The sequence below is a fragment of the Xanthomonas sp. CFBP 7698 genome (assembly GCF_003600855.1).
Lineage (GTDB): Bacteria > Pseudomonadota > Gammaproteobacteria > Xanthomonadales > Xanthomonadaceae > Xanthomonas > Xanthomonas cannabis.
The window spans coordinates 743,818-767,827 of the sequence record NZ_PRDN01000001.1 but is presented as its reverse complement, the minus strand read 5'-3'; the positions used below and the strand labels follow the sequence as shown (position 1 = coordinate 767,827).

Below are 24,010 nucleotides of genomic sequence, written 5' to 3'. Positions count from 1 at the left end.
TCAGTCACAGCTGCCGGCCGCACTTCTCCGCTGTGCGCCAGGGGCACACATGCGGCAAACAGAGCGAGGCTGAGCAGGGGAGTGAGTGCGCCTGTGCGGTCAGGACGACCGCGCTGCACGTGTCGGTGCAAACAGGGAACGGGGGAGATTCACAAGCAGTCCTGGCTATGAAGAGCGGCGATACTGCGTATGCCCATGTAAAACGAATGTCATCACCATGTTGATGAGATGTTCATCGTATGAGTTCGCTTGGTACAAATGCGCAGTCAGGCACAATTGTTTGGACGACACAGCGTTGCTGTCGTCACGCATCGCACGGCTACGCGCATTGCCGATCACATCTTCGTGGCGACTAATTTGCTAAGTCCGACGTCAGAAAGGCGGCTGTGCGCGCGTGGCTGGTACCAGTTACGCCTGTTTGCGCGTTAACAATGGTGAGCGGCACATGGCTGCTGCCATTTCGCCCCGCCCAATAGGAAATCGATAAGCAGGTGACCATGACCCGGCAAAAGTGGAAAAAATCACAATGGTTTGGACTCTTGGGCTGGCTGGCGCTGTGTTACGCCGTCGCCGGATTGGGCGCGTTGGCATCGATCCAGGCTGCCAGCTTCTATGCCGATTTGCAGCGTCCAGCATGGGCGCCGCCGGGGTGGTTGTTCGGGCCGGTATGGACTGCGCTGTACGGGATGATGGCGGTGGCGGTCTGGTTGGTGTGGAGGCGGGGGGGCTGGGCCGGGGCGCGTTTGGCGCTGGGCATGTTCTTCTTGCAGCTGGCGCTCAACGGACTATGGAGCTGGTTGTTCTTTGCGTGGCACATGGGTGCATGGGCCTTCGCCGATATCGTGCTGCTGTGGTTGACGCTTGCGGCAACGATCGGCGTATTTGCGAAGCGGAACTCGGTGGCCGCGTGGTTGTTGGTGCCCTACTTGGCGTGGGTGAGCTTTGCAGCCGCGCTCAACTATTCGGTCTGGCAACTCAATCCTCAGGTGCTTGGCTGATCTCTGTGCTGACCATGCTGATTTGCACCGACTGACGCAGCAATGGCGACGGCCTGTCACTTTACGCGAAGTGACCTGTTGCTGGACGTGCAGTGGCACCGGTAGCGATCCGATGCAATCGCGCGTAAGCGATCCGTCAGCTGCATTGCATTGGCCGGGTCGCACGACGGCATCCATTCCTGTTCGAAAACTGCGCAGCGCCGCCTGCTGAGGCGGCTCGAAAAGTTTCCATGGCAATCAATTGCTTGCGAGTGCGTTGCTTAAATCTTTGAGCCGCAAGGTTTTCTGCTCACGGCTGTGGCAGCAGGCGCACGCCCATTAACGCGCTGCTTGACAGGCCTCGGCCTGGTGATGTCTTTTGCAGACATGGGTAATGTCTCTACCAACGTTTCGCTTCTCTGCCAGCCGCTGCTGCGGGCAGGCAGGGGCGTGGCCGGTATTACCACCACCATTACCACCGTCACCATTTGCCCGGTGCGGTCCGTCGTCTTCGCGTAACTTCCGAAAACAACGGCCCCGCACCCGGATCAGGATGCGGGGGCCTCCCTCTCACCTGAAGCGGACGGGGCCTCCCTAACGAGGTCTGTCGATGTCATCGCTTGCTGTTTCGCTCGACCCTGCCGCCGCGCCGGCGTCATCCCACCGCACCGTGGTGCACAAGTTCGGCGGCACCTCCGTGGCCGATGCCGAGCGGTATCGGCATGTGGCGCAGTTGTTGCTCGCCCGCGACGAGACGGTGCAGGTCACCGTGGTCTCGGCGATGAAGGGCGTCACCGATGCCTTGATCGAGCTGGCCGAACTGGCCGCAAAAGATCGCCCCGAATGGCGCGAGCGCTGGCACGAAACCCGTGCGCGCCATCGTGGTGCGGCGGTGGCGTTGCTCGGCGAGCATTCCGGGCCGACGGTGGAATGGCTGGACGAGCGCTTCGAGCATCTGTCGCAGATCCTGGGTGCGCTTGCGGTGATCGGCGAGTTGCCACGCGAGGTGCTGGACCGCGTGCAAGGCCTGGGCGAGGTGTATTCGGCGCAATTGCTGGGCGACCACTTCCGCGCCATCGGCGAAGACTGCGCGGTGCTGGACGCGCGCGACGTGCTGGTGGTCAATCGCGGCGAGCTGGGCGTGGATGTGGATTGGGACGTCAGTGCGCAGCGCCTTGCCACGTGGCGGCAGGCGCATCCGCAAACGCGGGTGGTGGTGACCGGGTTTGTGGCGCGCGATCGTGCCGACCGCATCACCACGCTGGGGCGCAACGGCAGCGATTACTCGGGTGCGATCTTTGCGGCGCTATTCAATGCCGACGAGTTGCATATCTGGACCGACGTAGATGGCGTGCTGTCTGCCGACCCGCGCGTGGTGCCTGAAGCAGTGCAACTGGAAACCCTGAGCTACGACGAGGCCTGCGAGCTGGCGTATTTCGGTGCGAAGGTGGTGCACCCGCAGACGATGTCGCCGGCCATCGAGCGCGGCTTGCCGATCATCATCCGCAACACCTTCCAGCCCGAACATCCTGGCACGCGCATCACCGCCAGCAGCGCGGTGAGTGGGCCGATCAAGGGGCTGACGCTGAGCCCGGATCTGGCGGTACTCAATCTGGAAGGCACCGGCCTGATCGGTGTGCCGGGCACGGCCGAGCGCGTGTTTGCAGCGCTGCGCACGGCGCAGGTCTCGGTGGTGATGATCTCGCAAGGCTCGTCGGAGCATTCGATCTGTTGCGTGGTCAAGCAGCACGAGTCCGAGCGTGCGCGTAATGCGCTGCTGCAGGCATTTGCGCATGAACTCACGGTCGGCCAGGTGCAGCGCGTGCAGCTGACCACCGGCATCAGCGTGCTGGCGGCGGTGGGCGATGGCATGGCCGGGCAGCCGGGCGTTGCGGCGCGCCTGTTCGAGTCGCTGGGGCGCGCGCAGGTCAATATCCTGGCGATTGCGCAGGGCTCATCCGAGCGCAACATCTCGGTAGCCATCGATGCGGCGCATGCGACCAAGGCCTTGCGCGCGGCGCACGCCGGTTTCTGGCTGTCGCCGCAGACCTTTTCGGTGGGCGTGATCGGCCCGGGCAATGTCGGCGCGGCGTTGCTGGATCAACTGCGCATCGCGCAACCGCAATTGCTGGGCAAGGCCAACCTGGATCTGCGCCTGCGCGCTGTGGTGTCGCGCGGGCGCATGCTGCTGGATGAGCGTGGCCTGGTCGGCGACTGGCGCGATGCGTTTGCATCGGCCGCTACGCCGACCGACCTGGAGCGCTTCACCACGCATCTGCTGTCCGCGCATTTGCCGCACACGGTGATCATCGATTGCAGCGGCAGCGCCGAAGTGGCCGACCGCTACGCGGGTTGGCTGGCGGCCGGCATCCATGTGGTGACGCCGAATAAACAGGCCGGTTCCGGCCCGCTTGCGCGCTACGAGGCCATTCGCGCAGCGGCCGATGCCAGCGGTGCGCGCTTCCGTTACGAGGCGACCGTCGGCGCCGGTTTGCCGGTGATCACCACGCTGCGCGATCTGGTCGATACCGGCGATGCGGTGACCTCGATCGAAGGCATCTTCTCCGGCACGCTGGCCTGGCTGTTCAACAAATACGACGGCAGCGTGCCGTTCGCCGAACTGGTGACGCAGGCGCGCGGCATGGGCTATACCGAACCAGACCCGCGCGATGATCTGTCCGGCGTGGATGTAGCGCGCAAGCTGGTGATCCTGGCGCGCGAAGCAGGGCGTGCGATCAGCCTGGAAGACGTGCAGGTCGAAAGCCTGGTGCCGGAAGCATTGCGCCAGGCCAGTGTGGACGATTTCATCGCGCGCCTGCCCGAGGTGGATGCGGCCTTTGCGCAGCGTCTGGCCGATGCGCGTGCACGCGGCAATGTGCTGCGCTATGTGGCGCAGCTGCCGCCCGACCGCGCGCCCAGCGTGGGCCTGGTCGAGCTGCCGGCCGATCACGCATTCGCCAACCTGCGTCTGACCGACAACGTGGTGCAGTTCACCACGCGCCGCTATTGCGAGAACCCGTTGGTGGTGCAGGGCCCGGGTGCCGGGCCGGAAGTGACCGCAGCCGGCGTGTTCGCCGATCTGCTGCGCGTGGCGGCGGGCGAGGGCGCGCGGCTGTGACGCAGGCAGTTGTCGGCCAGACCGGCCTGAGCCCAGCAACGGTGGCGCGTGCGCACAAGAGTGATCGCGCTTCTGTCGGCAACCACGGGTTGCACGAAGCGCGCGCCTTCGCGCCAGCATCGGTTGCGAACGTGGCGGTGGGATTCGACCTGCTCGGTTACCCGATCGATGGCGTCGGCGACACCGTCACCGTGCGCCGCATCGAAGAACCCACAGTACGCATCGCGGCGATTCGCGGCACGACCGTGGCACTGCCACTGGATGCCGAACGCAATACCGCAGGCGCTGCGTTGATGTCGCTGCGCGCCGCATTGCAGCTGCCTTACGGGTTTGAAATCGAGATCGACAAGGGCATCGCGCTGAGCTCGGGCATGGGCGGCTCTGCTGCGTCGTGCGTGGCGGCGTTGGTCGCGGCAAACGCGCTGCTGGCCTCGCCGCTGGACCACCACCAGCTCTACCAATACGCGCTCGATGGCGAAGCAGTGGCCAGCGGTAGCCGCCACGGCGACAACCTGGGGCCGCTGTTCTTAGGCGGGCTGGTGCTGTGCACGCTGGAACGTCTGGTGCCGATCGCGGTACCGGCAGCCTGGCATAGCTTGCTGGTGCATCCGGATGCAGCGCTGGAAACGCGGCGTGCGCGCGAGGCCCTGGCCGGGGCGTATCAGCTGCGCGAGTTTGTCGCGCAGAGCACCAACCTGGCCCTGGTGCTGGCCGGTTGCCATGCCGGCGATGCGAGTCTAGTGCGCGCCGGCCTGCGCGATGTGCTGATCGAGCCGCGTCGTGCACCCTTGATTGCCGGCTTCGCGCAGGCCAAGCAGGCGGCGCTGGAGTACGACGCGTTGGGCGCCAGCATTTCCGGCGCCGGGCCAAGCGTGTTTGCCTGGTTCGAATCGCGTGCCGCTGCAGACGCTGCAGCACCGGCAGTGCAGGCCGGGTTTGCTGCCGCCGGTTTCGATAGCCAGGCGTGGGTGTCGCCAATCGCAAGCCCGGCAGCGCGGTTGCTCGGATGAATCAGCACGCCCGCAATGACAACATGCCGCAGGTAGCGCGCAACAGGTCTGACATGCGGCTCGTGATCTGCGACTTAGTCGACCACCACTTCGCTGATCTGCGTCACCGGCGTAAGATCGGTGTAGTTGGCGATATCGCCGAGGATCTCGGCCGCATGCGGGCCGAAGCTGGCGTTGAAGGTCTCCACCGAGTCGCAATAGATGTGGCACATGCCGATGAAGGCCGGGGGGCTGCCGGCTTCGCCACCGCTGATGCCTTTGTCCACGGTGTATTTCAGACAGGCCGCGCCCATGCGCGCGCTCACCAGCGGCATGTGCTGGTCGCGGTAGTAGGCGTGGTCGAAGCGCGCGCCTTCGCGGTACGGGTACATCACGCTGACCTTGATCATCTGCCGGCTCCACGGAAAGGTGCGCGCAGCATAGCGCCGCGCCCATGGGGGCGGATGACGCGCAGGACACGCACCCGCACTGCGCCGCTCCCGCGTCTTTCCTCATCTCTGTTGTCGCCGGGTAGCGCCCGGTCTCCCTTTTGCCTGGAGTCACGCTGATGTTCATTTCCACCCGTGGCGGCGCGCCTGCCGCAAGCCTGAGCCAGGCCATCGCTGCCGGGCTGGCGCCCGATGGCGGCCTGTATGTGCCGCAGTCGCTGCCGCCGGCGCGCACGCTGACGGCTGGCGTCGATCTGGCGACCACTGCCAGCAAGCTGCTGCAACCGTTTTTCGAAGGCGATGCGCTGGCGGCGGAACTGCCGGCCATCTGCGTCGAGGCGTTCGATTTCCCTGCGCCGTTGGTGCCGTTGGCCACGCCCGGCGACTACGCGCTGGAGCTGTTCCATGGGCCGACCGCCGCGTTCAAGGATTTCGGGGCACGCTTTCTGGCCGCCTGCCTGACCCGCTTGCGCCGGGAAGAGGATCGTCCGCTCACCATCCTGGTGGCCACCTCCGGCGACACCGGCGCGGCGGTGGCGGCGGCCTTTCATCGGCAGCCGGGCCTGCGCGTGGTGGTGCTGTACCCGGATGGCCGGGTGTCGCCGCGGCAGGCGCATCAGCTGGGCTGCTTTGGCGACAACATCCAGGCCCTGCGCGTGGCCGGCTCGTTCGACGACTGCCAGGCGATGGTCAAGCAGGCCTTGAACGATGCGTCGCTGCAGGCGCAGGTGCCGCTGAGTTCGGCCAACAGCATCAGCCTGGGCCGGCTGCTGCCGCAGATGAGCTACTACGCGCATGCGGCCCTGCAGCACCATGCGGCCTCTGGTGGCGCGCTGAATCTGGTGGTGCCCACCGGCAACCTGGGTAACGGGCTGGCCGCGATCCTGGCGCGTGCGCTCGGGGTACCGTTGGGCACGATCGCGCTGGCGTCCAACGCCAACCACGTGCTGCCGGACTACTTTGCCGGCGACGACTACGCTCCGCAGCCCAGCGTGGCGACCCTGGCCAATGCCATGGACGTGGGAGCGCCCAGCAACTTCGAGCGCCTGCGCTGGCTGTATCGCGGCGACGACGCCGCGCTACGCGAGGCGTTCCGTGCCCTGTCGGTGGACGATGCGGCCATCCGCCACACCATCCAGCAACGCTACGCGCGCTACGGCGAGGTGCATTGCCCGCATACCGCCACCGCGGTGCATGTGCTGGAGCAATTGCGCGCGGAGGGAGCCGAGGGCGTGACGGGCGACTGGGCCGTGGCTGCCACGGCGCACCCGGCCAAGTTCGAGGCCGTGGTGGAGCCGCTGATCGGCCGTGGGGTCGAGGTGCCGCCGGCGCTGGCGGCGCTGCTGCAACGCCCGGCGCATGCCGAGGCGCTGCCGCCGGACTACGCGGCGTTCCGGCAGCGCCTGCTTGCGGACGTGGCCTGAGCCGAACGCGTTCAGCCGGCCGGGGTTGGAAAGTGCCGCGCTTGGGGCTATTTGTAGCGGGTGCGGCCCCGGCGTGGTGCCGCGTCTGATGTGGGTTGCTGCATGTCTTATCGAGTGATTGCCGTTGCCGCTGCGCTCTGCGGGTGGGCAACGGCGGGGACGGCCATGGCGGCCGATGCCATGCCTGGCTCTGCGGTGCCGCCGTTGGGTGCACTGCGTGCCGGCCTGATCGATGCCCTGGCGCGTCAGGCGCCGTCGCTGGACCGCCAGGTGCTGGCGCTGGCCACCGAGGCCTTGCAGTGCGCGCGGCAGCGCCAGCAGGTGGGCGCCGAGCGGGTGCTCAGCGTCATCGATTACAGCCGACCCTCGACCGAACGCCGCCTATGGGTGTTCGATCTAGACCGGCAACGCTTGTTGTTCCAGGAGTGGGTGGCGCACGGGCGCAACACGGGCGAGAACCTGGCGGCGAAGTTTTCCAATGCCGACGGCAGTTTCCAGTCCAGCCTGGGTGCATTCACCGCGCAGGAGTCGTATACCGGCCACAACGGCTACTCGCTGCGGCTCAAGGGCCTGGAGCCGGGCTTCAACGACCATGCGCGCGACCGCGCCATCGTCATCCACGGCGCGCCCTACGTCAGCGAAGCCATCATCCGCACCCAGGGCCGGCTTGGCCGGAGCCTGGGCTGCCCGGCCGTGCGGCCGGCGGTGGCCAGGCAACTGATCGATACCTTGCGCGAGGGTGCCTTCGTGTTTGCCTACTACCCGGACCGCGCCTGGTTGCGTCAATCGCAACTGCTCAGCAGCGGCTGCGGCGGGTCGGTAGCGGGGACGGTGGCCGGGCGCTGACTGACGGCGTGCGGGGTGACAGCGGCAGGCGGCTTGCGATCAGCGTGAGGCGCAGCGGCTCTGTCCGTCAGCGCTCACACCGTATCGCCGGCCAGGCTGCGCAACGCGGCGTAATCCAGGATCTGCACCAGGTGCAGCTGCGGTAGCGCGATCAGCTGCTGCTGCCGCAGCTTGGTGAAGGTGCGGCTCACCGTTTCCATGGTCAGCCCGAGATGGTCGGCGATGTCGCCGCGGCTCATCGGCAGCGCCACGGTGTCGCCGCTGGCGCCGGGCTGGGTGGAGCGTGCGGCCAGGCGGAGCAGAAAGTGCGCCAGCCGCTCACTGGGCTGCAGGCGTGCCAGCAGCAGGCCGGTGTCCTGTGCGGCGGCCAGTTCCATGCTGGCGCGTTGCAGCAGCTTGCGTTCCAGCTGCGGGTAGCGATCGCGCAACTGCCGCATCTGCGCCAGCGGCGTGCGGCACACGCGGGTCTCGACGATGGCCTCGATGTCATGGCGGTGCTGCGGGGTTTCGGTCAGCCCCACGTAGTCGCCGGGCAGCACGAAGCCGGTGATCTGGCGGCGCCCGTCGGCCAGGGTGCGCACCATGCGCAGGGCGCCGGAGGTGACGGTGTAGACGTGGTGGCGCGCCTCGCCGGCGCGCACCAGGGTGCTGCCCGGGGAATAGCCCGAGGCGCTGGTGACTTGCTCGAGTGCGTCCATTTCCTGCGCCGACAGCGCCGCGCAGACCGCGCGGCCGCGCACCGCACACAGCGTGCAATCGGAATGACGGGCGTCGCTGCCGGCCGCCGCGCTTGGGGTCGGGCAGGTCACGCTGGGGTCTGAAAGCTGCCGGTACATGGGTCACGCACTGCCTGGGACGCGTGTGAATGATACGCCATGCGGTCAGCGCGGCCGCCCAACCGGTAGAATTGCCGGCTCGCCCCCAGTCGTCATGCAGGAGTTTCGCTCGTGATCAAGCCCCGTACGCCGCCCGGCATCATGGAATTGCTGCCACGCGAGCAGATCGCGTTCCAGCGCATGCTGGACGTCATCCGCCGCAATTACGAGCGGTTCGGGTTCCTGCCGGTCGAAACGCCGGTGTTCGAGCTGTCCGATGTGTTGCTGACCAAATCCGGCGGCGAGACCGAGCGCCAGGTGTACTTCGTGCAGTCCACCGGTGCGCTGGCCAATGCCGCCGCTGCGGCCGACGAAGGCGGCGAGGGCGGGCTGCCCGAGCTGGCGCTGCGTTTCGACCTGACCGTGCCGCTGGCGCGGTACGTGGCCGAGCATGAGCATGACTTGAGCTTCCCGTTCCGCCGCTACCAGATGCAGCGCGTGTATCGCGGGGAGCGTGCGCAGCGCGGGCGTTTCCGCGAGTTCTACCAGTGCGACATCGACGTCATCGGCAAGGACGCGCTGAGCATCCGCTACGACGCCGAGGTGCTGGCGGTGATACACGCGGTGTTCGCCGAGCTGGGCATCGGCGACTTCAAGGTGCAGTTGAACAACCGCAAGCTGCTGCGCGGCTTCTTCGAAAGCCTGGGCGTGGCCGAGGGCGAGCTGCAGCTTGCGGTGCTGCGCGAGGTCGACAAGATCGACAAGCGGGGCGCCGATTACGTGCGCGACACGCTGACGGGCGAGGGCTTCGGCATTGCCGCCGAGCAGGTTGCCAAGATTCTCGCCTTCGTGGCGGTGCGCTCGAACGGGCACGCCGATGCGCTGGCGCAGCTGCAGGCGCTGGAAGCCTCGGTCGGTGCCAGTGCCACGCTGGGCGAGGGCATTGCCGAATTGCGCGAAGTGCTCGAGCTGGTCAAGGCGCTGGGCGTGCCGGAGAGCGCGTACTGCCTGAATTTCTCCATCGCGCGCGGGCTGGACTACTACACCGGCACCGTCTACGAAACCACGCTCACCGACCACCCGCAGATCGGCTCGATCTGCTCGGGCGGCCGTTACGACAGCCTGGCCAGCCATTACACCAAGTCCAGATTGCCGGGCGTGGGCATCTCGATCGGCCTGACCCGCCTGTTCTGGCAGCTGCGCGAGGCCGGCCTGATCCAGGGCATCGCCGAAAGCAGCGTGCAGGCCATGGTGGCGCTGATGGACGAAACCCGCCTGGACGACGCGCTGGACATCGCGCGCCGGCTGCGTATCGGTGGCATCAACACCGAAGTGCAGATGGAGCCGAAGAAGGTCGGCAAGCAATTCCAATACGCCGCGCGTGCCGGCATCCGCTTCGTGGTGCTGGCCGGCGACGACGAGCTGGCGCGCGGCGTGGTGGCGGTGAAGGACCTGGTGCGCGAGCAGCAGTTCGACGTTGCCCGCGACGAGCTGGCGAGCACCTTGCAGGTGGAGCTGGAGCAGGCCAAGGTGATGCCGTAAGGCAGGTGGTCGTCGCTGGTTTTTCGATGGCCGGCGCACGCAATTCAGCATGTGAACTGATGGCGGTGCTGCACGAGGTTTCGCCCCCATCCGCCCTGCGGGCACCTTCCCCCGCAGGCGGGAGAAGGGCAGCGGGTCCGCCGCATCCGAAGCGCCTTGCCTTGCTCCCTTCTCCCGTTGACGGGTGAAGGTCAGCGGGTGTCCTCCGCCGCGCCCGAGGCGCCATGGATTGCTCCCTTCTCCCGTTGACGGGAGAAGGTGGCGCGCAGCGCCGGATGAGGGGCGTTGGGGCTTTCCTGCAACTTAGCTGAGAGGCCGGGGCACAGCGCCTCACCCAGGCAGCAGCGTGGGCACCTTCCCCGCAGGCGGGGCAAGGGCAGCTTGGTCGGCCCTCCTTGCAGCAACGCGAGGGCAGGCGAGCGCAACGCCGCATGACGGGCACCAACCAAACTGTCCTACTGTCACCGCCGCAGCAGGTGACAAGCGCCACCGTTTGCGTTAATGTACTAACACGCTATTACATTAACGCGATGAAACAACGACCAGCCCCCCGCGAAAGTACCGACGTCGCCGCCTCCCTCAAGATGCTGGCCGACGCACTGGCCTGCCTGACCGAGCCCGGCGCGGTCGAAGCCTTCCTGCGCGATCTGTGCACACCCGCCGAACTGGAAGCCATGGGCGACCGCTGGCGGGTGGTGCCCTTGCTGGTCAAGGGCGTGCCGTATCGCGAGATCCACGAGCTGACCCAGGTCAGCGTGACCACCATCGGGCGCGTTGCGCGCACGCTGGAACATGGCGCCGGCGGCTACGCCGAGGCCCTGCGCGAGCAATCGTCGCGCCCTGTCGAATCCCACTGAGAGAACAACATGAGTGCTTCCACGGCAGCACCGGCACGTGACCGGTTGCGTATCGCCATCCAGAAGAGCGGCCGTCTGGCCGAGCCCGCGCGCAGCCTGCTGGCCGCCTGCGGGCTGAGCTGGCGGCAGAGCCGCGACAAGTTGTTCTGCTACGGCGAATCGCTGCCGGTGGACTTGCTGCTGGTGCGCGACGACGACATCCCCGGCCTGATCGCCGACGGCGTCTGCGACCTGGGGATCGTCGGCCAGAACGAGCTCGACGAGCAGGCCTCGGCGCGTCGTCGCGCTGGGTTGCCAGCCGCCTACCACGCGGTGCGCGGCGTCGGTTTCGGCCAGTGCCGGTTGATGCTGGCCGTGCCGGAAGAATGGGAGTGGCAGGGCGTGGCGCAACTGGCGGGCAAGCGCATCGCCACCAGCTACCCGGCGATCCTGGCCGACTGGCTGGAGCGGCAGGGCATCGATGCGGCGGTGGTGGAGTTGTCCGGCTCGGTGGAAATCGCGCCGCGGCTGGGTACCGCCGATCTGATCTGCGATCTGGTCTCCAGTGGCGCCACCCTGGCCGCCAACCAGCTCAAGCCGGTGGAGTTGGTGATGGAAAGCGAGGCGGTACTGGCTGGCGCCGTGCGCGAGCCGGCGGACGCACGCGCAGCGCTGCTGGCGATGCTGCTGCGGCGCATGGACGGCTTGCTCAAGTTGCGCGATAGCAAGTTGCTGATGTTCCGCGCCGAGCAGACCCATGTGGATGCGCTGCGCCGGCTACTGCCCGACGCCGACCCGCTGGTGCAGTTGCCCGACGACGGCAACGGCGCGATGCGGCTGCAGACCATGTGCCACGGCGCGGTGACCTGGCAACGGTTGGAAGAGCTCGAACGCGCAGGTGCGCAAGGCTTGATGGTGTTGACGGTGGAGCGCTCGCTGGCATGAACATTCTCGATTGGTCCCAACTCGACAGCGCCGCGCGCACCGACGCATTGACGCGCCCGGTGCAGACCGTGGCCACACAGACGCGCGACGCGGTGGCTGCACTGATTGCCGATGTGCGCGCACGTGGCGATGCCGCATTGCGTGAGATCACCGCACGTTTCGATGGCGTGTCGCTGCAGAGTTTTATCGTCAGCGAGGCCGAATTCGCCGCTGCCGAGGCCGCGGTTGCCCCCGAACTGCGCCAGGCCATGCAGGACGCGGTGGCGCGGATCGACACCTTCCACCGCGCCGGAATGAGCGCCGGCTACGCCGTGGAAACTGCGCCTGGCGTGGTCTGCGAAAAGATCGTGCGCCCGATCGGGCGGGTCGGGTTGTATGTGCCGGCAGGCAGCGCACCGTTGCCGTCGACGGCGCTGATGCTTGGCGTTCCCGCACGGCTGGCCGGTTGCCGCGAGGTCGTGCTATGCACGCCGCCGCGCAAGGATGGCAGCGTGGACCCGGCGGTGCTGGTGGCTGCGCAGCTCACCGGCGTGCGCCGCGTGTTCAAGCTGGGCGGTGCGCAGGCGATCGCGGCGATGGCGTATGGCACCGAGTCGGTGCCGAGCTGCGACAAACTGTTCGGCCCGGGCAACAGCTTTGTGACCGAAGCCAAGCAGCAGGTGGCCCAATCCGGCGCAGCCGCGATCGACATGCCGGCTGGTCCCTCCGAGGTGCTGGTGATTGCCGATGCCGGCGCGCAGCCGGCCTTCGTTGCGGCCGACCTGCTGTCGCAGGCCGAGCACGGCCCGGATTCGCAGGTGTTGCTGCTGTCTGACAGCGACGCCTTGATCGATGCGGTGCAGGTGCAGCTGGACGCGCAACTGGCCCAGCTCTCGCGTGCCGACATCGCACGCCAGGCCTTGGCGCAGTCGCGGCTGATCAAGGTGCAGACGCTGGACGACGCGTTTGCGATCAGCAACCGCTATGCACCCGAGCACCTGATCCTCGCGCTACGCGAACCGCGCGCATGGCTGGCGCAGGTCGAAGCGGCCGGCTCGGTCTTTCTCGGCGATTACACGCCGGAAGCGCTCGGCGACTATTGCAGCGGCACCAACCATGTCCTGCCGACCAGCGGCGCGGCGCGCGCGTACAGCGGTGTCAGCGTTGCCAGCTTCCAGAACATGGTGAGCGTGCAGGCCGCGAGCAAGGCCGGTATCGACGGCATCGGTGAGTGCGCATTGATTCTTGCGCGCGCCGAAGGCCTGGATGCCCATGCCAATGCGGTGGCCCTGCGCATGGGAGTGGCAGCATGAGCACGTCCTCGATCCTGGATCTGGTGCGCGAGGACCTGCGCGCATTTGCCGGGTATTCGTCGGCGCGCACCAGTGCGCTGCAGGGCGATGTCTGGCTCAATGCCAATGAATCGGCCTGGGAGAACCCGGCCGATCCCGGTGGCAGCACGCGACGCTATCCCGACCCGCAACCCAAGGGCCTGCGTGGCGCGCTGGCCGCGCTGTACGGCTGCGCGCCCGAGCAGCTGCTGATTGGCCGTGGCAGCGACGAAGCGATCGATCTGCTGGTGCGCGGCCTGTGCGTGCCGGAGCGCGATGCGGTGGTGGTGACGCCGCCGGTGTTCGGCATGTATGCCGTGTGCGCACGGCTGCAGAACGCGCCGTTGATAGAAGTGCCGCTGGTCGATGGGCCCGACGGATTCCATGCGGATATCCCGGAAATCATCGAGGCAGCGTTGGCCGCGCGTGCCAAGTTGGTGTTCCTGTGTTCGCCTTCGAACCCGGCCGGCTCGGCGATCAGCCTCGAAGAGATCGAAACCGCCTTGCAGGCATTGCAGGGCAAGGCGCTGGTGGTGGTCGACGAAGCCTACGGCGAGTTCTCCGATGTGCCGTCCGCAGTGAGCCTGCTTGCGCGCTACGACAATCTCGCTGTGCTGCGTACGCTCTCCAAGGCGCACGCGTTGGCGGCGGCGCGTATCGGTACGCTGATCGCCAATGCCGAGTTGATCGCCTTGCTACGCCGCTGCCAGGCGCCGTATCCGGTGCCGACGCCGTGTGCCGCGATGGCCGAGCAGGCCTTGTCTGCACCGGCGCTGGAGGTCACGCGTCGACGCATCGCGGAGGTTCGTACTGAACGCGAGCGCATGCACAAGGCGCTTGCGCAGCTCGCCGGCGTGCGCCAGGTGTACCCCTCGCAGGGTAACTTCCTGCTGGTGCGTTTCGACGATGCCCAAACCGCATTCCAGGCGCTGCTGGAGGCGGGCGTGGTGGTGCGCGATCAACGCGCAGTGCCGCGGTTGCACGATGCACTGCGTATTACCTTGGGCACGCCGGAACAGAACGTGCGCGTGCTGACGGCACTGCATACCGCGCAGGAGGCTGCCGTATGACCCCGATTCTTTTTGTCGACCGCGACGGCACGCTGATCACCGAGCCGGCCGACTACCAGATCGACGCCTACGAAAAGTTGCGCTTTGTCGACAACGTGATTCCGGCCATGCTCAGGTTGCGCGACGCCGGCTATCAGTTCGTCATCGTCACCAATCAGGACGGCCTGGGCAGCGAAAGCTACCCGCGTGCGTCCTTCGACGGCCCGAACAACCTGATGCTGCAGATCTTCGCCAGCCAGGGCATCGAGTTCCGCGACGTGTTGATCGACTGCAGCTGGCCGGCGGACAACGCCCCCACGCGCAAGCCCGGCATCGGCCTGATGGTGCCGTATCTGCAGGACCGCACGATCGACTGGGCACGCTCGGCGATGGTCGGCGACCGCATCACCGACATCCAGTTCGCGCAGAACCTCAATATCCGCGGCTTCCAGCTGCGTACCGACGAATTCGGCGGCGAGTGGGACTGGCCTGGCATCGCCCATGAGCTGGCCGATGCGCCGCGGCGCGCGGTGGTTCAGCGCAACACCAAGGAAACCAAAATCCGCGTCGAGCTGGACCTGGACCGCGTCGCCGAACCGCACACCGCCACCGGCCTGCCGTTCTTCGACCACATGCTGGAGCAGATCGGCAAGCATGGCGGCTTTGCGCTGGATATCCGCGCCGACGGCGACCTGCATATCGACGAGCACCACACCATCGAAGACACCGGCCTGGCATTGGGCCAGGCGCTGCGCGAGGCGCTGGGCAACAAGCGCGGGATCGGCCGGTATGGGTTCGATCCGGTCGAAAGCCCCTGGCTTGCAGCAGGGCCAGGCGCGCAGCACGGCTTCACGCTGCCCATGGACGAAACCATTGCCAGCGCCGCGCTGGATTTCAGTGGCCGGCCGTATTTCGTGTTCGAAGGCGACTTCAAGCGCGAGCGCGTGGGCGACATGCCCACCGAGCTGGTACCGCATTTTTTCCGCTCCATCTGCGATGCCTCGGGCTTGAACCTGCATCTGAGCGTGCGTGGCGAGAACGATCACCACAAGGTGGAAGCCTGCTTCAAGGCACTGGCACGCGCGTTGCGTCAGGCGATCCGCCGCGAAGGCAACGCGCTGCCGTCCACCAAGGGTGCGCTATGACCGATGTCGCATTGATCGATGCCGGTGGTGCCAATCTGGGTTCGGTGCGTTATGCGTTGGAGCGGCTGGGCGTGGAAGCGCGGCTGGTGCGCGATGCGGCGGGCCTGCAAGGCGCCGAGCGGGTCATCCTGCCGGGCGTGGGCGCCGCGCCGGAAGCGATGAAGCGCCTGCGCGCACAAGGCTTGGTCGAGCCATTGCGGCAGCTGCAGGTGCCCTTGATCGGTATCTGCCTGGGCATGCAGTTGTTGTTCGAGCGCTCCGAAGAAGGCGAGGTGGAGTGCCTTGGCCTGCTGCCGGGCATCGTGCGCCATATGACCCCGGCGCTGGGCATCCGTGTCCCGCACATGGGCTGGAACCAGCTGGTGCCAATGCGCGACTCGGCGCTGCTTGCCGGCCTGCCGGAGCGCGCCAGCGCCTATTTTGTGCATGGCTACGCCGCGCCGGTGACGGCCGATACTGTGGCCGCCTGCGATCACGGGGGCCTGTTTACCGCCGTCGTGCAGCAAGGCTTGCGGTGCGGCGCGCAGTTCCATCCCGAGCGCTCGGCCGACACCGGTGCACGCATCCTGCGTAATTTTCTTGAGATGAGTTTCCCATGAGTTTTACCGTCTATCCGGCGCTGGATATCCGCAACTGCCGCGTGGTGCGCCTGCTGCAGGGCGATTACGCACGCGAAACGCAGTACGGCGACGACGTGTTGCCGCGCGCGCAGGCGTTTGCCGATGCCGGCGCGCAGTGGATGCATCTGGTCGATCTGGATGCCGCCAAGGCCGGCGGCTACACCCTGGCAGCAACCCTGGGCGAGATCGCGCGCCAGACCGGCCTGCAGGTGCAGACCGGCGGCGGCGTCCGTTCACGTGACGATGTGGCGCGCATCCTCGATGCCGGCGCGGCGCGCGTGGTCATCGGCTCGCTGGCGGTGCGCGAGAGCGACACCGTGATCGGCTGGCTGCAGGAGTTCGGCGCCGACCGGTTGACCATTGCGCTGGATACGCGCCAGGACGCGCACGGCGTGTGGCAGCTGCCGGTACATGGCTGGACCGAAGCGGCCGACGCCACGCTGGATCACCTGGCGGTACGTTACGCGCAGGCCGGCCTGCAGCACCTGCTGTGCACCGACATCGCGCGCGACGGCATGTTGTCCGGCCCCAACATGGCGCTGTACGCGCACCTGCGCGGGCTGGTACCGCAGCTGCAGGTGCAGGTGTCCGGCGGTGCACGCCATTTGGCCGACGTGGTCGCTGCCAAGGCATCCGGGTGCGCCGGCATCGTGCTGGGCAAGGCCTTGCTTGAAGGGCATCTGGATCTCAACGAGGCATTGGCATGCTGAGCCGCCGCATCATTCCATGCCTGGACGTGCGCGAGGGCCGCGTGGTCAAGGGCGTCAAGTTCCGCGACCATATCGACATGGGCGACATCGTCGAGCTGGCCCTGCGCTATCGCGCACAGGGCGCCGATGAGCTGGTGTTCTACGACATCGGTGCCAGCCCGGAAGGCCGCTCGGTCGACTACACCTGGGTCGAGCGCGTGGCGCGGCTGATCGATATCCCGTTCTGCGTTGCTGGCGGCATTCGTGATGTGGAAACAGCGCGTGCGGTGCTGCACGCCGGGGCCGACAAGATTTCCATCAACTCGCCGGCACTCGGGCGCCCGCAGCTGATCTCCGAACTGGCCGACGCCTTTGGCGTGCAGTGCGTGGTGGTGGGCATCGACTCCATTCGCGAGGAAGACGGCCAATGGCGGGTGCGTCGCTATACCGGCGACCCGAGCAAGACGCAGGCCTTGCCTATGCGCACGCTGGACTGGGTTGCCGAAGCGCAGCGCCTGGGTGCCGGTGAGATCGTGCTCAACTGCATGGACAACGACGGCGTGCGCCGCGGCTACGACCTTGCCCAGCTGCGTCAGGTGCGTACGCTCTGCCGGGTGCCGTTGATCGCCTCCGGCGGCGCCGGCGAGATGCAGCATTTTGCCGACGTCTTCGACCAGGCCGATGTGGACGGCGCGCTGGCCGCCAGCGTGTTCCATAGCGGGGCCATTCCCATTCCGGAACTCAAGCAGTTCCTGCGCGCGCAACAGATCGAGGTACGTGATGGACAGTGACACCGTGGCAACCGGCGACGCCTTGCAGGCGCTGGACTGGAGCAAGGGCGACGGGCTGTTGCCGGTCGTCGTGCAGGACGCCGACACCCTGCGTGTGCTGATGCTGGGCTACATGAATGCCGAAGCGCTGGCGGTGACGCAGCAGCGTGGCGAAGTGACCTTTTTCAGCCGCAGCAAGCAGCGGCTGTGGACCAAGGGCGAGAGCTCGGGCAATGTGCTGCGCGTGGTGACCATCGAGGCCGATTGCGACGCCGACACCTTGCTGGTGCTGGCCCATCCGCACGGGCCGACCTGTCACCTGGGCCGTACCAGCTGCTTCCCGAATGCGCCGGGGCAATTTCTGGGCAGCCTGGATGCGCTGATTGCCACGCGCGAGCACGAGCGCCCGCATGGCAGTTACACCACCAAGCTGTTCGAGCAGGGCATCCGCCGCATCGCGCAGAAGGTGGGCGAGGAGGGTGTGGAAACCGCATTGGCAGGCGTGGTGCAGGGCGATGCCGAACTGCTCGGCGAATCGGCCGACTTGCTGTATCACCTGATCGTGCTGCTCCGCGCGCGTGGGCTTGGCCTGAGCGACGCGGTGGCACTGCTGGAGTCGCGGCACAACTAACATGCCGCCGTAGGAGCGCACCCGGGCGCGACAGGGCTTGCTGGTAAAGCCCTGTCGCGCCCGGGTGCGCTCCTACGGTGCTGTGCAGGACGCGCGATTTTCCGGGCCTGCACCGCGCGTGGCGGGCCGGCGGGTACAATTTCCGCCGGTCTTGCCGCGGTACACCACATGCAGCTTCGCTTCGCTCTATTGGCCCTGGGGTTGCTTGGGGGCAGCGCGTACGCACGCGACGTCATGATCGATGGCACCGTCTACGAAGAGCGCGACGGGCGTGCCGGCCGCAGTGCGGATGAGCCGGGTCTTGCCGGTATTGCAGTGTCCAACGGTGAGCAGATCGTGCGCACCGATGCACAGGGGCGCTACCGCCTGCCGGTGCGCGATGGCCAGACGGTGTTCGTGATCAAGCCGGGCGATCGCCGCTTTGTTCCTGCCGCCGACGGGCTGCCCGGGTTCTGGCGCCACTATGCGCCGCGCGGTTCGGTGACCCACAAGTATCAGGGCATCGCATCCACCGGCCGCACCACGCAGGGCTGGGACTTCGCACTGACGCCGCGTGCGGACGCTGGCGGCAACGGTTTCGACATGCTGGTGTTCGCCGACAGCCAGACCGCCAGCCTCACCGATGTGGGCTATTACCAGCGCGATATCGTGGCACCGCTGGTCGGCAAGACGTCCGCGCGCCTGGGGACCACGCTCGGCGACATTGTCAACGACGACCTGAGCCTGTATCCGGCCCTGAACAAGGTCACGACCCAACTGGGCGTGCCCTGGTTCCATGTGCCCGGCAATCACGACCTCAACGTCGATGCCGGCGACGATCTGCAGTCGCTGGACAGCTGGCGCGCGGTCTATGGCCCGGACACGTATGCGGTGGAAGAAGCCAATGCGAGCTTCGTGTTTCTGGACGACGTGATCTACACCCCTGGCGGCAAGCCGGCGTATGTCGGCGGCCTGCGCGAGGATCAGTTCGTGTTCCTGCAGCACTACCTGGCGCAGGTGCCGCGCGAGCGGCTGCTGGTGCTCGGCATGCATATCCCGCTGTTCGATGCGGCGCCGGGGCAGGAGACCTTCCGGCATGCCGATCGCAGCCGTCTGTTCGCGCTGCTGAAGGATTTCCCGCATGTGCTGGTGCTCAGTGCGCACAGCCACACCCAGCGGCACGTCGATCACGGCGCCGACGAAGGCTGGCACGGCGAACGCCCGCTGCACGAATACAACGTGGGCGCGGCCTGCGGTGCGTTCTGGTCGGGGGTCAAGGACGCCGACGGCATCCCCGATGCGACCATGAGCGACGGCACGCCCAACGGCTACGCGGTGCTGAACGTGGCGCCGGATGGCAACTACACCTTGGCCTACCACGCGGCACGCGCAGCCGACGACGCGCAACTGCTGCTGCATGCGCCCAAGGTGCTGCGACAGGGCGCATATCCGGCCTGGGGCATCTACGCCAATGTGTTCATGGGGCAGGACGATACCCGCGTGGAGATGCGCATCGACAACGGCGCATGGCAATCGATGAAACGACAGGAGCGCGCCGACCCGCGGCTGCTGGCCGAAAACGTGCGCGACGATAGCGCTGACCGGCTACGTGGGTACGACCGCTCACCGGAAGCGACCCCCTCCACACATCTGTGGCGCGGCGTGTTGCCGACCACCCTGGAGGTGGGCGAGCACCGCGTGGACGTGCGCGCGCACCTGCCCACCGGGCAGTACGGTGCCCACACGGTCTATCGCCTGCAACGCGCCGATCCGTAAATGCCGGCGCGGTGGGCTGGCGCACGGATGTGCGTTGGTTCGTGGTCACGCGTGCGGCCGATCGCGGGCCCGCACGTGACACCGTAAGGTCGGGTGCGTGCGTTGCACCGTGCGGATCGGTCAGGCAGCGCGGTGAGGCCTGTGTTGCCGGCCGCGCGAAAGTGATGATGCCGCGCTCCGTTGGCCGCGCGCCTCGCAACAAGGCTGCTGGCCGCGCGCATGCGCCTGTGCAGCCAACGGGCAAGCGCCACCCCGGTGGCAGAAACACAAACGCCTCCACAAAGGAGGCGTCTCAGGACCCGGGCTGGCAGGCGTCGGCGCGCTGGCGGGGGTCTGTGCTGGCTGGCAGAAGCTGGCTGGCCCGGCGAGTGTAGCGAGGCCGTCGAATTGCTGACGAAATGAGAATTAGTCTCAGCCTTTCGTGGCCGAAGGTGGCGATCGGGCCGTTGGAGCAGACGTCGGCGGGGTCGTCCCCTTGCCGACGTTGCTGCTGGTGTCCGGGCTGCTGCTGCCCGGGTCACCGTCGTTGGCCGGCTCGGCGTCGGCATCCGGATCGATGTCGACCGGCGGATACGGATAGGCGAGGGCAGGCCCAAGTCGCAACCCTGCGCGCCAGCGCGCCAACACCGGTGCGATGCGCTTGCCGAGCGATTGCTGCGGCAACGAGGGCAATTCGCCGTCCTGCTTTTCGCGCGCGGTGATGGCAGCCCTGGCCATGTCGAAGGCCGCAAGCGGGTCGTCGCTGCGGTTCATCGCATCGATCAGCCAGGCCTGGCCGAAGTAGGTGGCGTTGGACGTATTGCCGCAGCCGAAGGACGGCCGATCCGCGCGCGCGGCGGTCAGGATCACGGTGTCCGGCGAACGCAGCGCCGGGATGAATCCGCCCGAATAACAGGCCGACAGCACGATGATGCGGTTGCCGATGCCGGCATCGTCCAGCGCGGTGCGCAGATCCTGCGGGCTGATGAAGTCTTCTTCGTTCTGGTCCACCTGCACGTACAGCGTGTGGTCTTCGGTGCCGTGCGTGGTCACGAACAGCAGCAGCGCATCTTCCTTGCGGTCCATGCGCTTGCCGATCGCGGCCAGCGTGTCGTAGAGATTGTCGTAGGTCGCCAGTGGCGCGTACGGATGCTCGCCCAGGTTGTCCGGGTTGTTGACCAGCGTGACCACGCGGCCGCGTGCGTCGAAGCGTTGCTCGAACAGTTGCTTGAGGTAGAGCGTTTCGTTGCGGAAGACATCGTCGCTGGCATCGCCGGCAAAGCCGACCACGTACAAATCGGTCACGCCCGGGCGCTGCGGCTGCACCGCCGCCAGCGCCTTGGCAAGTGCGGCCTGGTCGATCGGGTCCGCCTCGGCTGCCGCTTGCGCGGACGCGGGCGGCAAGGCCGCGCCGGCATCGGGGTGGCACCCGGCCACCAGGACGGCCATGGCCAGCAGTGCCAAGATCCGACGAAGCAAGCGGTGCGCCGGCGGCAGGGAATGGACTCTCACAAACAACGCCGATGCCTCTCGAAGACGGATGGACACAGCGCTCGACCAAGGCGTCTTGTCGCGCAACTGCTGCGTCAAGCGGAATCGGCCTTGCGCACGCCGGCTGCATTGCGAGCAGCCGGTGTGCGCAATGACGCCACGTTTCAGAACACCAGCTGCGAGAAGCTCTCCACGCGCTGGTGGCTGCCGACATCGTCGGCCGAGCGCGGCGTGGGGTAGTCCTCCAGGCGGTCCAGCAACGCGGTGCGCATGCCGGCGCGCTTGGCCGCGTCGAGTTCTTCGATCACATCCGACAGGAACAGGATCTCCGGCCCCGGCACGCCGATGCGCTCGGCAATCCGGCGGTAGCTGGCGCTCTCGCGCTTGGGCCCTACCTCGGTGTCGAACCAGTCGGTGATCAGGCCGCTCAGATCGCCGGCGTCGCTGTGCGCGAAAAACAGCTTCTGCGCCGGCACCGAGCCGGACGAATACACGTACAGCGGGATGCCCTGCGCATGCCAGGCCTGCAGCTGGATCGCCGCATCGGCGTAGATGTGCGCGGTGAAATCGGCAGTCTTGTAGCCATCGCCCCAGATCAGCCCCTGCAGGGCCTTGAGCGCGGTGTGCTTGCGGTCCTCGTCGATCCAGGTCTGCAACGTGGTGATCAGCACGTCGTCCGGCACGTCCTCGCCGATTTCGTCGGCCACCTGGTTGAGCCAGTGGCGCACCTGCGGATGATTGCCGTGCTCGCGTACATACGCGGGCATGGCGCGGCGTGCATACGGGAACAGCACGTCCTTGACGAACGAGATGCTGCTGGTCGTACCTTCGATATCGGTGAGGATCGCGTGCGGTCGTGTCATCGTCAGCTGGCCTTGTGAGGTTTCTCGGGGGCGTAGCGGGGGAATTGTTTGGCGATTTCGGTGCCGGTGAAGTGGCCGACCCAGCCATCCGGCTCGGTGAAGAAGCGGATCGCCACGAAGTGCGGCTCCGGCCCCATGTCGAACCAGTGCAGGGTGCTGTCGGGCACGGCGATCAGATCGTCCTTGACGCACTCGATCTCGTAGACCTTGTCGTCCACATGCAGCGTGAACAGGCCCGAGCCGGCGACGAAGAAGCGCACCTCGTCTTCCTTGTGGAAGTGCTCGTCCAGGAACTTGGCGCGCATTTCCTCGCGCTTGGGGTTGTCCGGCGCAATGCTCACCACGTCCACGGTCTTGAAGCCGCGCTCGGCACTGATGCGGTCGATGTCGGCGCGATAGGCCGCCATCACCTGTTCGGGCGTGGCGCCTGGCTCCACCGGTTCGCTGGCGTGCCAGCGCTCGAAGGTGACGCCGATCTTGACCAGCTCGGCGGCGATCGCATCGCCGTCGCGGCTGTCGAATTCCGGGGTGGTCGGGTTGGTGTCGGCGAAGATACGCAGTCGGCTCATAGCGGTCTGGCTCACGAATGGGGGACGGACGATGATCAGCGCGGGCCGCGCAGTTTCAGCAGTTCGAGCTCGCAATGCAGCAGGAATTCGAACGCCTCAAGATGACGACGTGCCTCGGCCATGTTGCGGCCCCAGGCATACAACCCGTGTCCTTCGATGAGATACCCCCACATACTCTGTTTGTCCAGCAGGGCCTCGACCTGCGCGGCCAGCACCTGCATGTCCTGGGTATTGGCAAATACCGGCACCTCCACCGCGGTCTCGTGGGTGGTGTTGCCGTCGAAGGCCTTGAGCAGCTCGTAGCCTTCCAGCCGGATCACGCCGGGGCCTGCATACAGGCGCGAGGCGATCGTCTGCACCGGCGAATGCGTGTGCAGCACGCAGCCGATCTCCGGAAACCGGCGATACAACTGGGTGTGCAGCAGGGTTTCCGCGGAGGGTCGCAGCGGACGGCCAACGGCCTGGCCATCGAAGTCCACCACCATGATGTCTTCCTCGACCAGGCGGCCCTTGTCGCGGCCGGACACGGTGATGGCGGCGTGCTGCTCGTCCAGGCGATGGGAGAAGTTGCTGCTGGTGGCGGGCGTCCAGCCGGCCTGGGCCAGCTCGCGGATATTGCCGATCAACAACTGCGCCAGCTCGTGCAGGCGGGCGGCGCTATAGGGCAGGGGGGCAGTGGTCGCATTCATGCGGCTATTCTACTGCCCCACCGGATTACGGTCAGGTGCAGCGCAGCAGGGGGTGTTGCTGCCACGCCCGGGTCGCGAATGGCTGACAAACGATGAAGCGCGCGCGTCAGACGGTGAACGCAGTGGTTTTTTGTTAGCCGCCTCTTGTCGGAGGCAGTCAGAGGGCGAGGTGAAACGCTTTAGTCGGTCGAGGGCGCGGTGTCCTCACCGCTTGCGGGACACGCCTTGAACCCGTCCCCGGGGGCTCGGTGGCGGCATCCATGCCGCCACACGGTCCCGCAACCGGCAAGGACACCGCACCAGACAGTCGATCGGTTGTTTTCTTGAAAGCATGTTGCTCGGCTTGCGGCGCGCAGGCTGGACGTTTGTAGTCTGGTCTTCCGCTCGGCTTGCGATGGAAAGTGGTGAGAGGTTGAGCGGACGCCCAGTGATCCAACCAGAGCACGTCATGCACTGCTTGCAAACACACACGCCGACCATCTCGACAGGTCCTTGCCCGCCCACCATCG

General features: G+C 66.8%; 22 protein-coding genes. 16 read left to right on the top strand and 6 right to left on the bottom strand.

The genetic code is table 11. The features are described from left to right. Positions 1–497 precede the first annotated feature (497 nt). The 3 genes from XnspCFBP7698_RS03190 (at position 498) to XnspCFBP7698_RS03180 (ending at position 5,105) form a co-directional block, all read left to right on the top strand. Entirely contained in the window at positions 498–998 is a 501-nt protein-coding gene (locus tag XnspCFBP7698_RS03190; RefSeq protein WP_123137250.1) for a TspO/MBR family protein, read from the top strand. A 589-nt stretch (positions 999–1,587) separates the two neighbouring features. Next, positions 1,588–4,095 carry a bifunctional aspartate kinase/homoserine dehydrogenase I gene (thrA, locus tag XnspCFBP7698_RS03185; protein ID WP_104581406.1) on the top strand — a complete coding sequence of 836 codons (2,508 nt, stop codon included), beginning with the start codon at positions 1,588–1,590 and terminating at the stop codon, positions 4,093–4,095. A 41-nt stretch (positions 4,096–4,136) separates the two neighbouring features. Next, the gene (locus tag XnspCFBP7698_RS03180; protein ID WP_104581470.1) at positions 4,137–5,105 is read left to right on the top strand and encodes a homoserine kinase; all 969 of its coding nucleotides are present in this window, start codon (positions 4,137–4,139) and stop codon (positions 5,103–5,105) included. Positions 5,106–5,179: 74 nt separating this feature from the next. Here the strand turns inward: XnspCFBP7698_RS03180 and XnspCFBP7698_RS03175 are convergent, their stop codons facing one another. Next, positions 5,180–5,494: an EthD family reductase gene (locus XnspCFBP7698_RS03175; RefSeq protein ID WP_104581407.1), complete on the bottom strand. Its 315-nt coding sequence runs from the start codon at positions 5,492–5,494 to the stop codon at positions 5,180–5,182. A gap of 158 nt (positions 5,495–5,652) precedes the next feature. Here XnspCFBP7698_RS03175 and thrC point away from each other — a divergent pair, with 158 nt between their 5' ends. After that, positions 5,653–6,957: a threonine synthase gene (gene thrC, locus XnspCFBP7698_RS03170; RefSeq protein ID WP_104581408.1), complete on the top strand. Its 1,305-nt coding sequence runs from the start codon at positions 5,653–5,655 to the stop codon at positions 6,955–6,957. A gap of 102 nt (positions 6,958–7,059) precedes the next feature. After that, positions 7,060–7,803 (top strand): murein L,D-transpeptidase catalytic domain family protein, encoded by a 744-nt coding sequence (locus XnspCFBP7698_RS03165; RefSeq protein ID WP_104581409.1) that lies wholly within the window; start codon positions 7,060–7,062, stop codon positions 7,801–7,803. Between the two features lie 74 nt (positions 7,804–7,877). On the opposite strand, the gene XnspCFBP7698_RS03160 is transcribed toward XnspCFBP7698_RS03165, so the two are convergent. Beyond that, entirely contained in the window at positions 7,878–8,543 is a 666-nt protein-coding gene (locus XnspCFBP7698_RS03160) for a helix-turn-helix domain-containing protein (protein ID WP_179455422.1), read from the bottom strand. Positions 8,544–8,750: 207 nt separating this feature from the next. Between XnspCFBP7698_RS03160 and hisS the strand changes: the two genes are divergently transcribed. From hisS to XnspCFBP7698_RS03105, 11 genes are all read left to right on the top strand, one after another. Continuing rightward, entirely contained in the window at positions 8,751–10,160 is a 1,410-nt protein-coding gene (gene hisS / locus XnspCFBP7698_RS03155) for a histidine--tRNA ligase (RefSeq protein ID WP_104581410.1), read from the top strand. A gap of 530 nt (positions 10,161–10,690) precedes the next feature. Next, positions 10,691–11,017, top strand: a complete 327-nt coding sequence (locus XnspCFBP7698_RS03150; protein WP_047696305.1) for a YerC/YecD family TrpR-related protein — start codon at positions 10,691–10,693, stop codon at positions 11,015–11,017. Between the two features lie 9 nt (positions 11,018–11,026). Beyond that, positions 11,027–11,941 (top strand): ATP phosphoribosyltransferase, encoded by a 915-nt coding sequence (gene hisG, locus XnspCFBP7698_RS03145; RefSeq protein WP_123137249.1) that lies wholly within the window; start codon positions 11,027–11,029, stop codon positions 11,939–11,941. Beyond that, entirely contained in the window at positions 11,938–13,233 is a 1,296-nt protein-coding gene (gene hisD, locus XnspCFBP7698_RS03140; RefSeq protein WP_104581412.1) for a histidinol dehydrogenase, read from the top strand. The genes hisG and hisD overlap by 4 nt, the downstream gene beginning before the upstream one ends. Further along, positions 13,230–14,321, top strand: coding sequence for a histidinol-phosphate transaminase (gene hisC / locus XnspCFBP7698_RS03135; RefSeq protein ID WP_104581413.1), 1,092 nt, complete (start codon positions 13,230–13,232; stop codon positions 14,319–14,321). Before hisD ends, hisC begins: the two co-directional genes overlap by 4 nt. Continuing rightward, the gene (hisB, locus tag XnspCFBP7698_RS03130) at positions 14,318–15,445 is read left to right on the top strand and encodes a bifunctional histidinol-phosphatase/imidazoleglycerol-phosphate dehydratase HisB (protein ID WP_104581414.1); all 1,128 of its coding nucleotides are present in this window, start codon (positions 14,318–14,320) and stop codon (positions 15,443–15,445) included. The genes hisC and hisB overlap by 4 nt, the downstream gene beginning before the upstream one ends. Then, positions 15,442–16,044, top strand: coding sequence for an imidazole glycerol phosphate synthase subunit HisH (hisH, locus tag XnspCFBP7698_RS03125; RefSeq protein ID WP_104581415.1), 603 nt, complete (start codon positions 15,442–15,444; stop codon positions 16,042–16,044). Before hisB ends, hisH begins: the two co-directional genes overlap by 4 nt. Continuing rightward, entirely contained in the window at positions 16,041–16,775 is a 735-nt protein-coding gene (gene hisA, locus XnspCFBP7698_RS03120) for a 1-(5-phosphoribosyl)-5-[(5-phosphoribosylamino)methylideneamino]imidazole-4-carboxamide isomerase (protein ID WP_104581416.1), read from the top strand. Before hisH ends, hisA begins: the two co-directional genes overlap by 4 nt. Further along, positions 16,769–17,545, top strand: a complete 777-nt coding sequence (gene hisF / locus XnspCFBP7698_RS03115; protein WP_104581417.1) for an imidazole glycerol phosphate synthase subunit HisF — start codon at positions 16,769–16,771, stop codon at positions 17,543–17,545. Before hisA ends, hisF begins: the two co-directional genes overlap by 7 nt. Continuing rightward, positions 17,535–18,155, top strand: coding sequence for a bifunctional phosphoribosyl-AMP cyclohydrolase/phosphoribosyl-ATP diphosphatase HisIE (gene hisIE / locus XnspCFBP7698_RS03110; protein ID WP_104581418.1), 621 nt, complete (start codon positions 17,535–17,537; stop codon positions 18,153–18,155). The genes hisF and hisIE overlap by 11 nt, the downstream gene beginning before the upstream one ends. A 168-nt stretch (positions 18,156–18,323) precedes the next feature. Continuing rightward, positions 18,324–19,910, top strand: a complete 1,587-nt coding sequence (locus XnspCFBP7698_RS03105) for a calcineurin-like phosphoesterase family protein (protein ID WP_104581419.1) — start codon at positions 18,324–18,326, stop codon at positions 19,908–19,910. 411 nt (positions 19,911–20,321) lie between these two features. Here the strand turns inward: XnspCFBP7698_RS03105 and XnspCFBP7698_RS03100 are convergent, their stop codons facing one another. The 4 genes from XnspCFBP7698_RS03100 to XnspCFBP7698_RS03085 form a co-directional block, all read right to left on the bottom strand. Continuing rightward, entirely contained in the window at positions 20,322–21,338 is a 1,017-nt protein-coding gene (locus XnspCFBP7698_RS03100) for a C13 family peptidase (RefSeq protein ID WP_233548941.1), read from the bottom strand. A gap of 206 nt (positions 21,339–21,544) precedes the next feature. Further along, positions 21,545–22,243, bottom strand: coding sequence for an acireductone synthase (gene mtnC, locus XnspCFBP7698_RS03095; RefSeq protein WP_039410249.1), 699 nt, complete (start codon positions 22,241–22,243; stop codon positions 21,545–21,547). Between the two features lie 2 nt (positions 22,244–22,245). Then, positions 22,246–22,812, bottom strand: coding sequence for an acireductone dioxygenase (locus XnspCFBP7698_RS03090; protein WP_039410252.1), 567 nt, complete (start codon positions 22,810–22,812; stop codon positions 22,246–22,248). A 35-nt stretch (positions 22,813–22,847) separates the two neighbouring features. Then, positions 22,848–23,501: a methylthioribulose 1-phosphate dehydratase gene (locus XnspCFBP7698_RS03085; protein WP_039410254.1), complete on the bottom strand. Its 654-nt coding sequence runs from the start codon at positions 23,499–23,501 to the stop codon at positions 22,848–22,850. Positions 23,502–24,010: the final 509 nt, after the last annotated feature.

Excerpts from the sequence above, each read along its gene's own strand:
- XnspCFBP7698_RS03090 (WP_039410252.1), bottom strand. The coding sequence starts at position 22,812 with ATGAGCCGACTGCGTATCTTCGCCGACACCAACCCGACCACCCCGGAA.
- XnspCFBP7698_RS03150 (WP_047696305.1), top strand. The coding sequence starts at position 10,691 with ATGAAACAACGACCAGCCCCCCGCGAAAGTACCGACGTCGCCGCCTCC.
- thrA (WP_104581406.1), top strand. The coding sequence starts at position 1,588 with ATGTCATCGCTTGCTGTTTCGCTCGACCCTGCCGCCGCGCCGGCGTCA.
- hisF (WP_104581417.1), top strand. The coding sequence starts at position 16,769 with ATGCTGAGCCGCCGCATCATTCCATGCCTGGACGTGCGCGAGGGCCGC.
- hisIE (WP_104581418.1), top strand. The coding sequence starts at position 17,535 with ATGGACAGTGACACCGTGGCAACCGGCGACGCCTTGCAGGCGCTGGAC.
- thrC (WP_104581408.1), top strand. The coding sequence starts at position 5,653 with ATGTTCATTTCCACCCGTGGCGGCGCGCCTGCCGCAAGCCTGAGCCAG.
- XnspCFBP7698_RS03175 (WP_104581407.1), bottom strand. The coding sequence starts at position 5,494 with ATGATCAAGGTCAGCGTGATGTACCCGTACCGCGAAGGCGCGCGCTTC.
- XnspCFBP7698_RS03100 (WP_233548941.1), bottom strand. The coding sequence starts at position 21,338 with ATGGCCGTCCTGGTGGCCGGGTGCCACCCCGATGCCGGCGCGGCCTTG.
- hisA (WP_104581416.1), top strand. The coding sequence starts at position 16,041 with ATGAGTTTTACCGTCTATCCGGCGCTGGATATCCGCAACTGCCGCGTG.
- XnspCFBP7698_RS03085 (WP_039410254.1), bottom strand. The coding sequence starts at position 23,501 with ATGAATGCGACCACTGCCCCCCTGCCCTATAGCGCCGCCCGCCTGCAC.
- hisB (WP_104581414.1), top strand. The coding sequence starts at position 14,318 with ATGACCCCGATTCTTTTTGTCGACCGCGACGGCACGCTGATCACCGAG.
- hisD (WP_104581412.1), top strand. The coding sequence starts at position 11,938 with ATGAACATTCTCGATTGGTCCCAACTCGACAGCGCCGCGCGCACCGAC.
- hisC (WP_104581413.1), top strand. The coding sequence starts at position 13,230 with ATGAGCACGTCCTCGATCCTGGATCTGGTGCGCGAGGACCTGCGCGCA.
- hisH (WP_104581415.1), top strand. The coding sequence starts at position 15,442 with ATGACCGATGTCGCATTGATCGATGCCGGTGGTGCCAATCTGGGTTCG.
- XnspCFBP7698_RS03190 (WP_123137250.1), top strand. The coding sequence starts at position 498 with ATGACCCGGCAAAAGTGGAAAAAATCACAATGGTTTGGACTCTTGGGC.
- hisG (WP_123137249.1), top strand. The coding sequence starts at position 11,027 with ATGAGTGCTTCCACGGCAGCACCGGCACGTGACCGGTTGCGTATCGCC.
- mtnC (WP_039410249.1), bottom strand. The coding sequence starts at position 22,243 with ATGACACGACCGCACGCGATCCTCACCGATATCGAAGGTACGACCAGC.
- XnspCFBP7698_RS03105 (WP_104581419.1), top strand. The coding sequence starts at position 18,324 with ATGCAGCTTCGCTTCGCTCTATTGGCCCTGGGGTTGCTTGGGGGCAGC.
- XnspCFBP7698_RS03165 (WP_104581409.1), top strand. The coding sequence starts at position 7,060 with ATGTCTTATCGAGTGATTGCCGTTGCCGCTGCGCTCTGCGGGTGGGCA.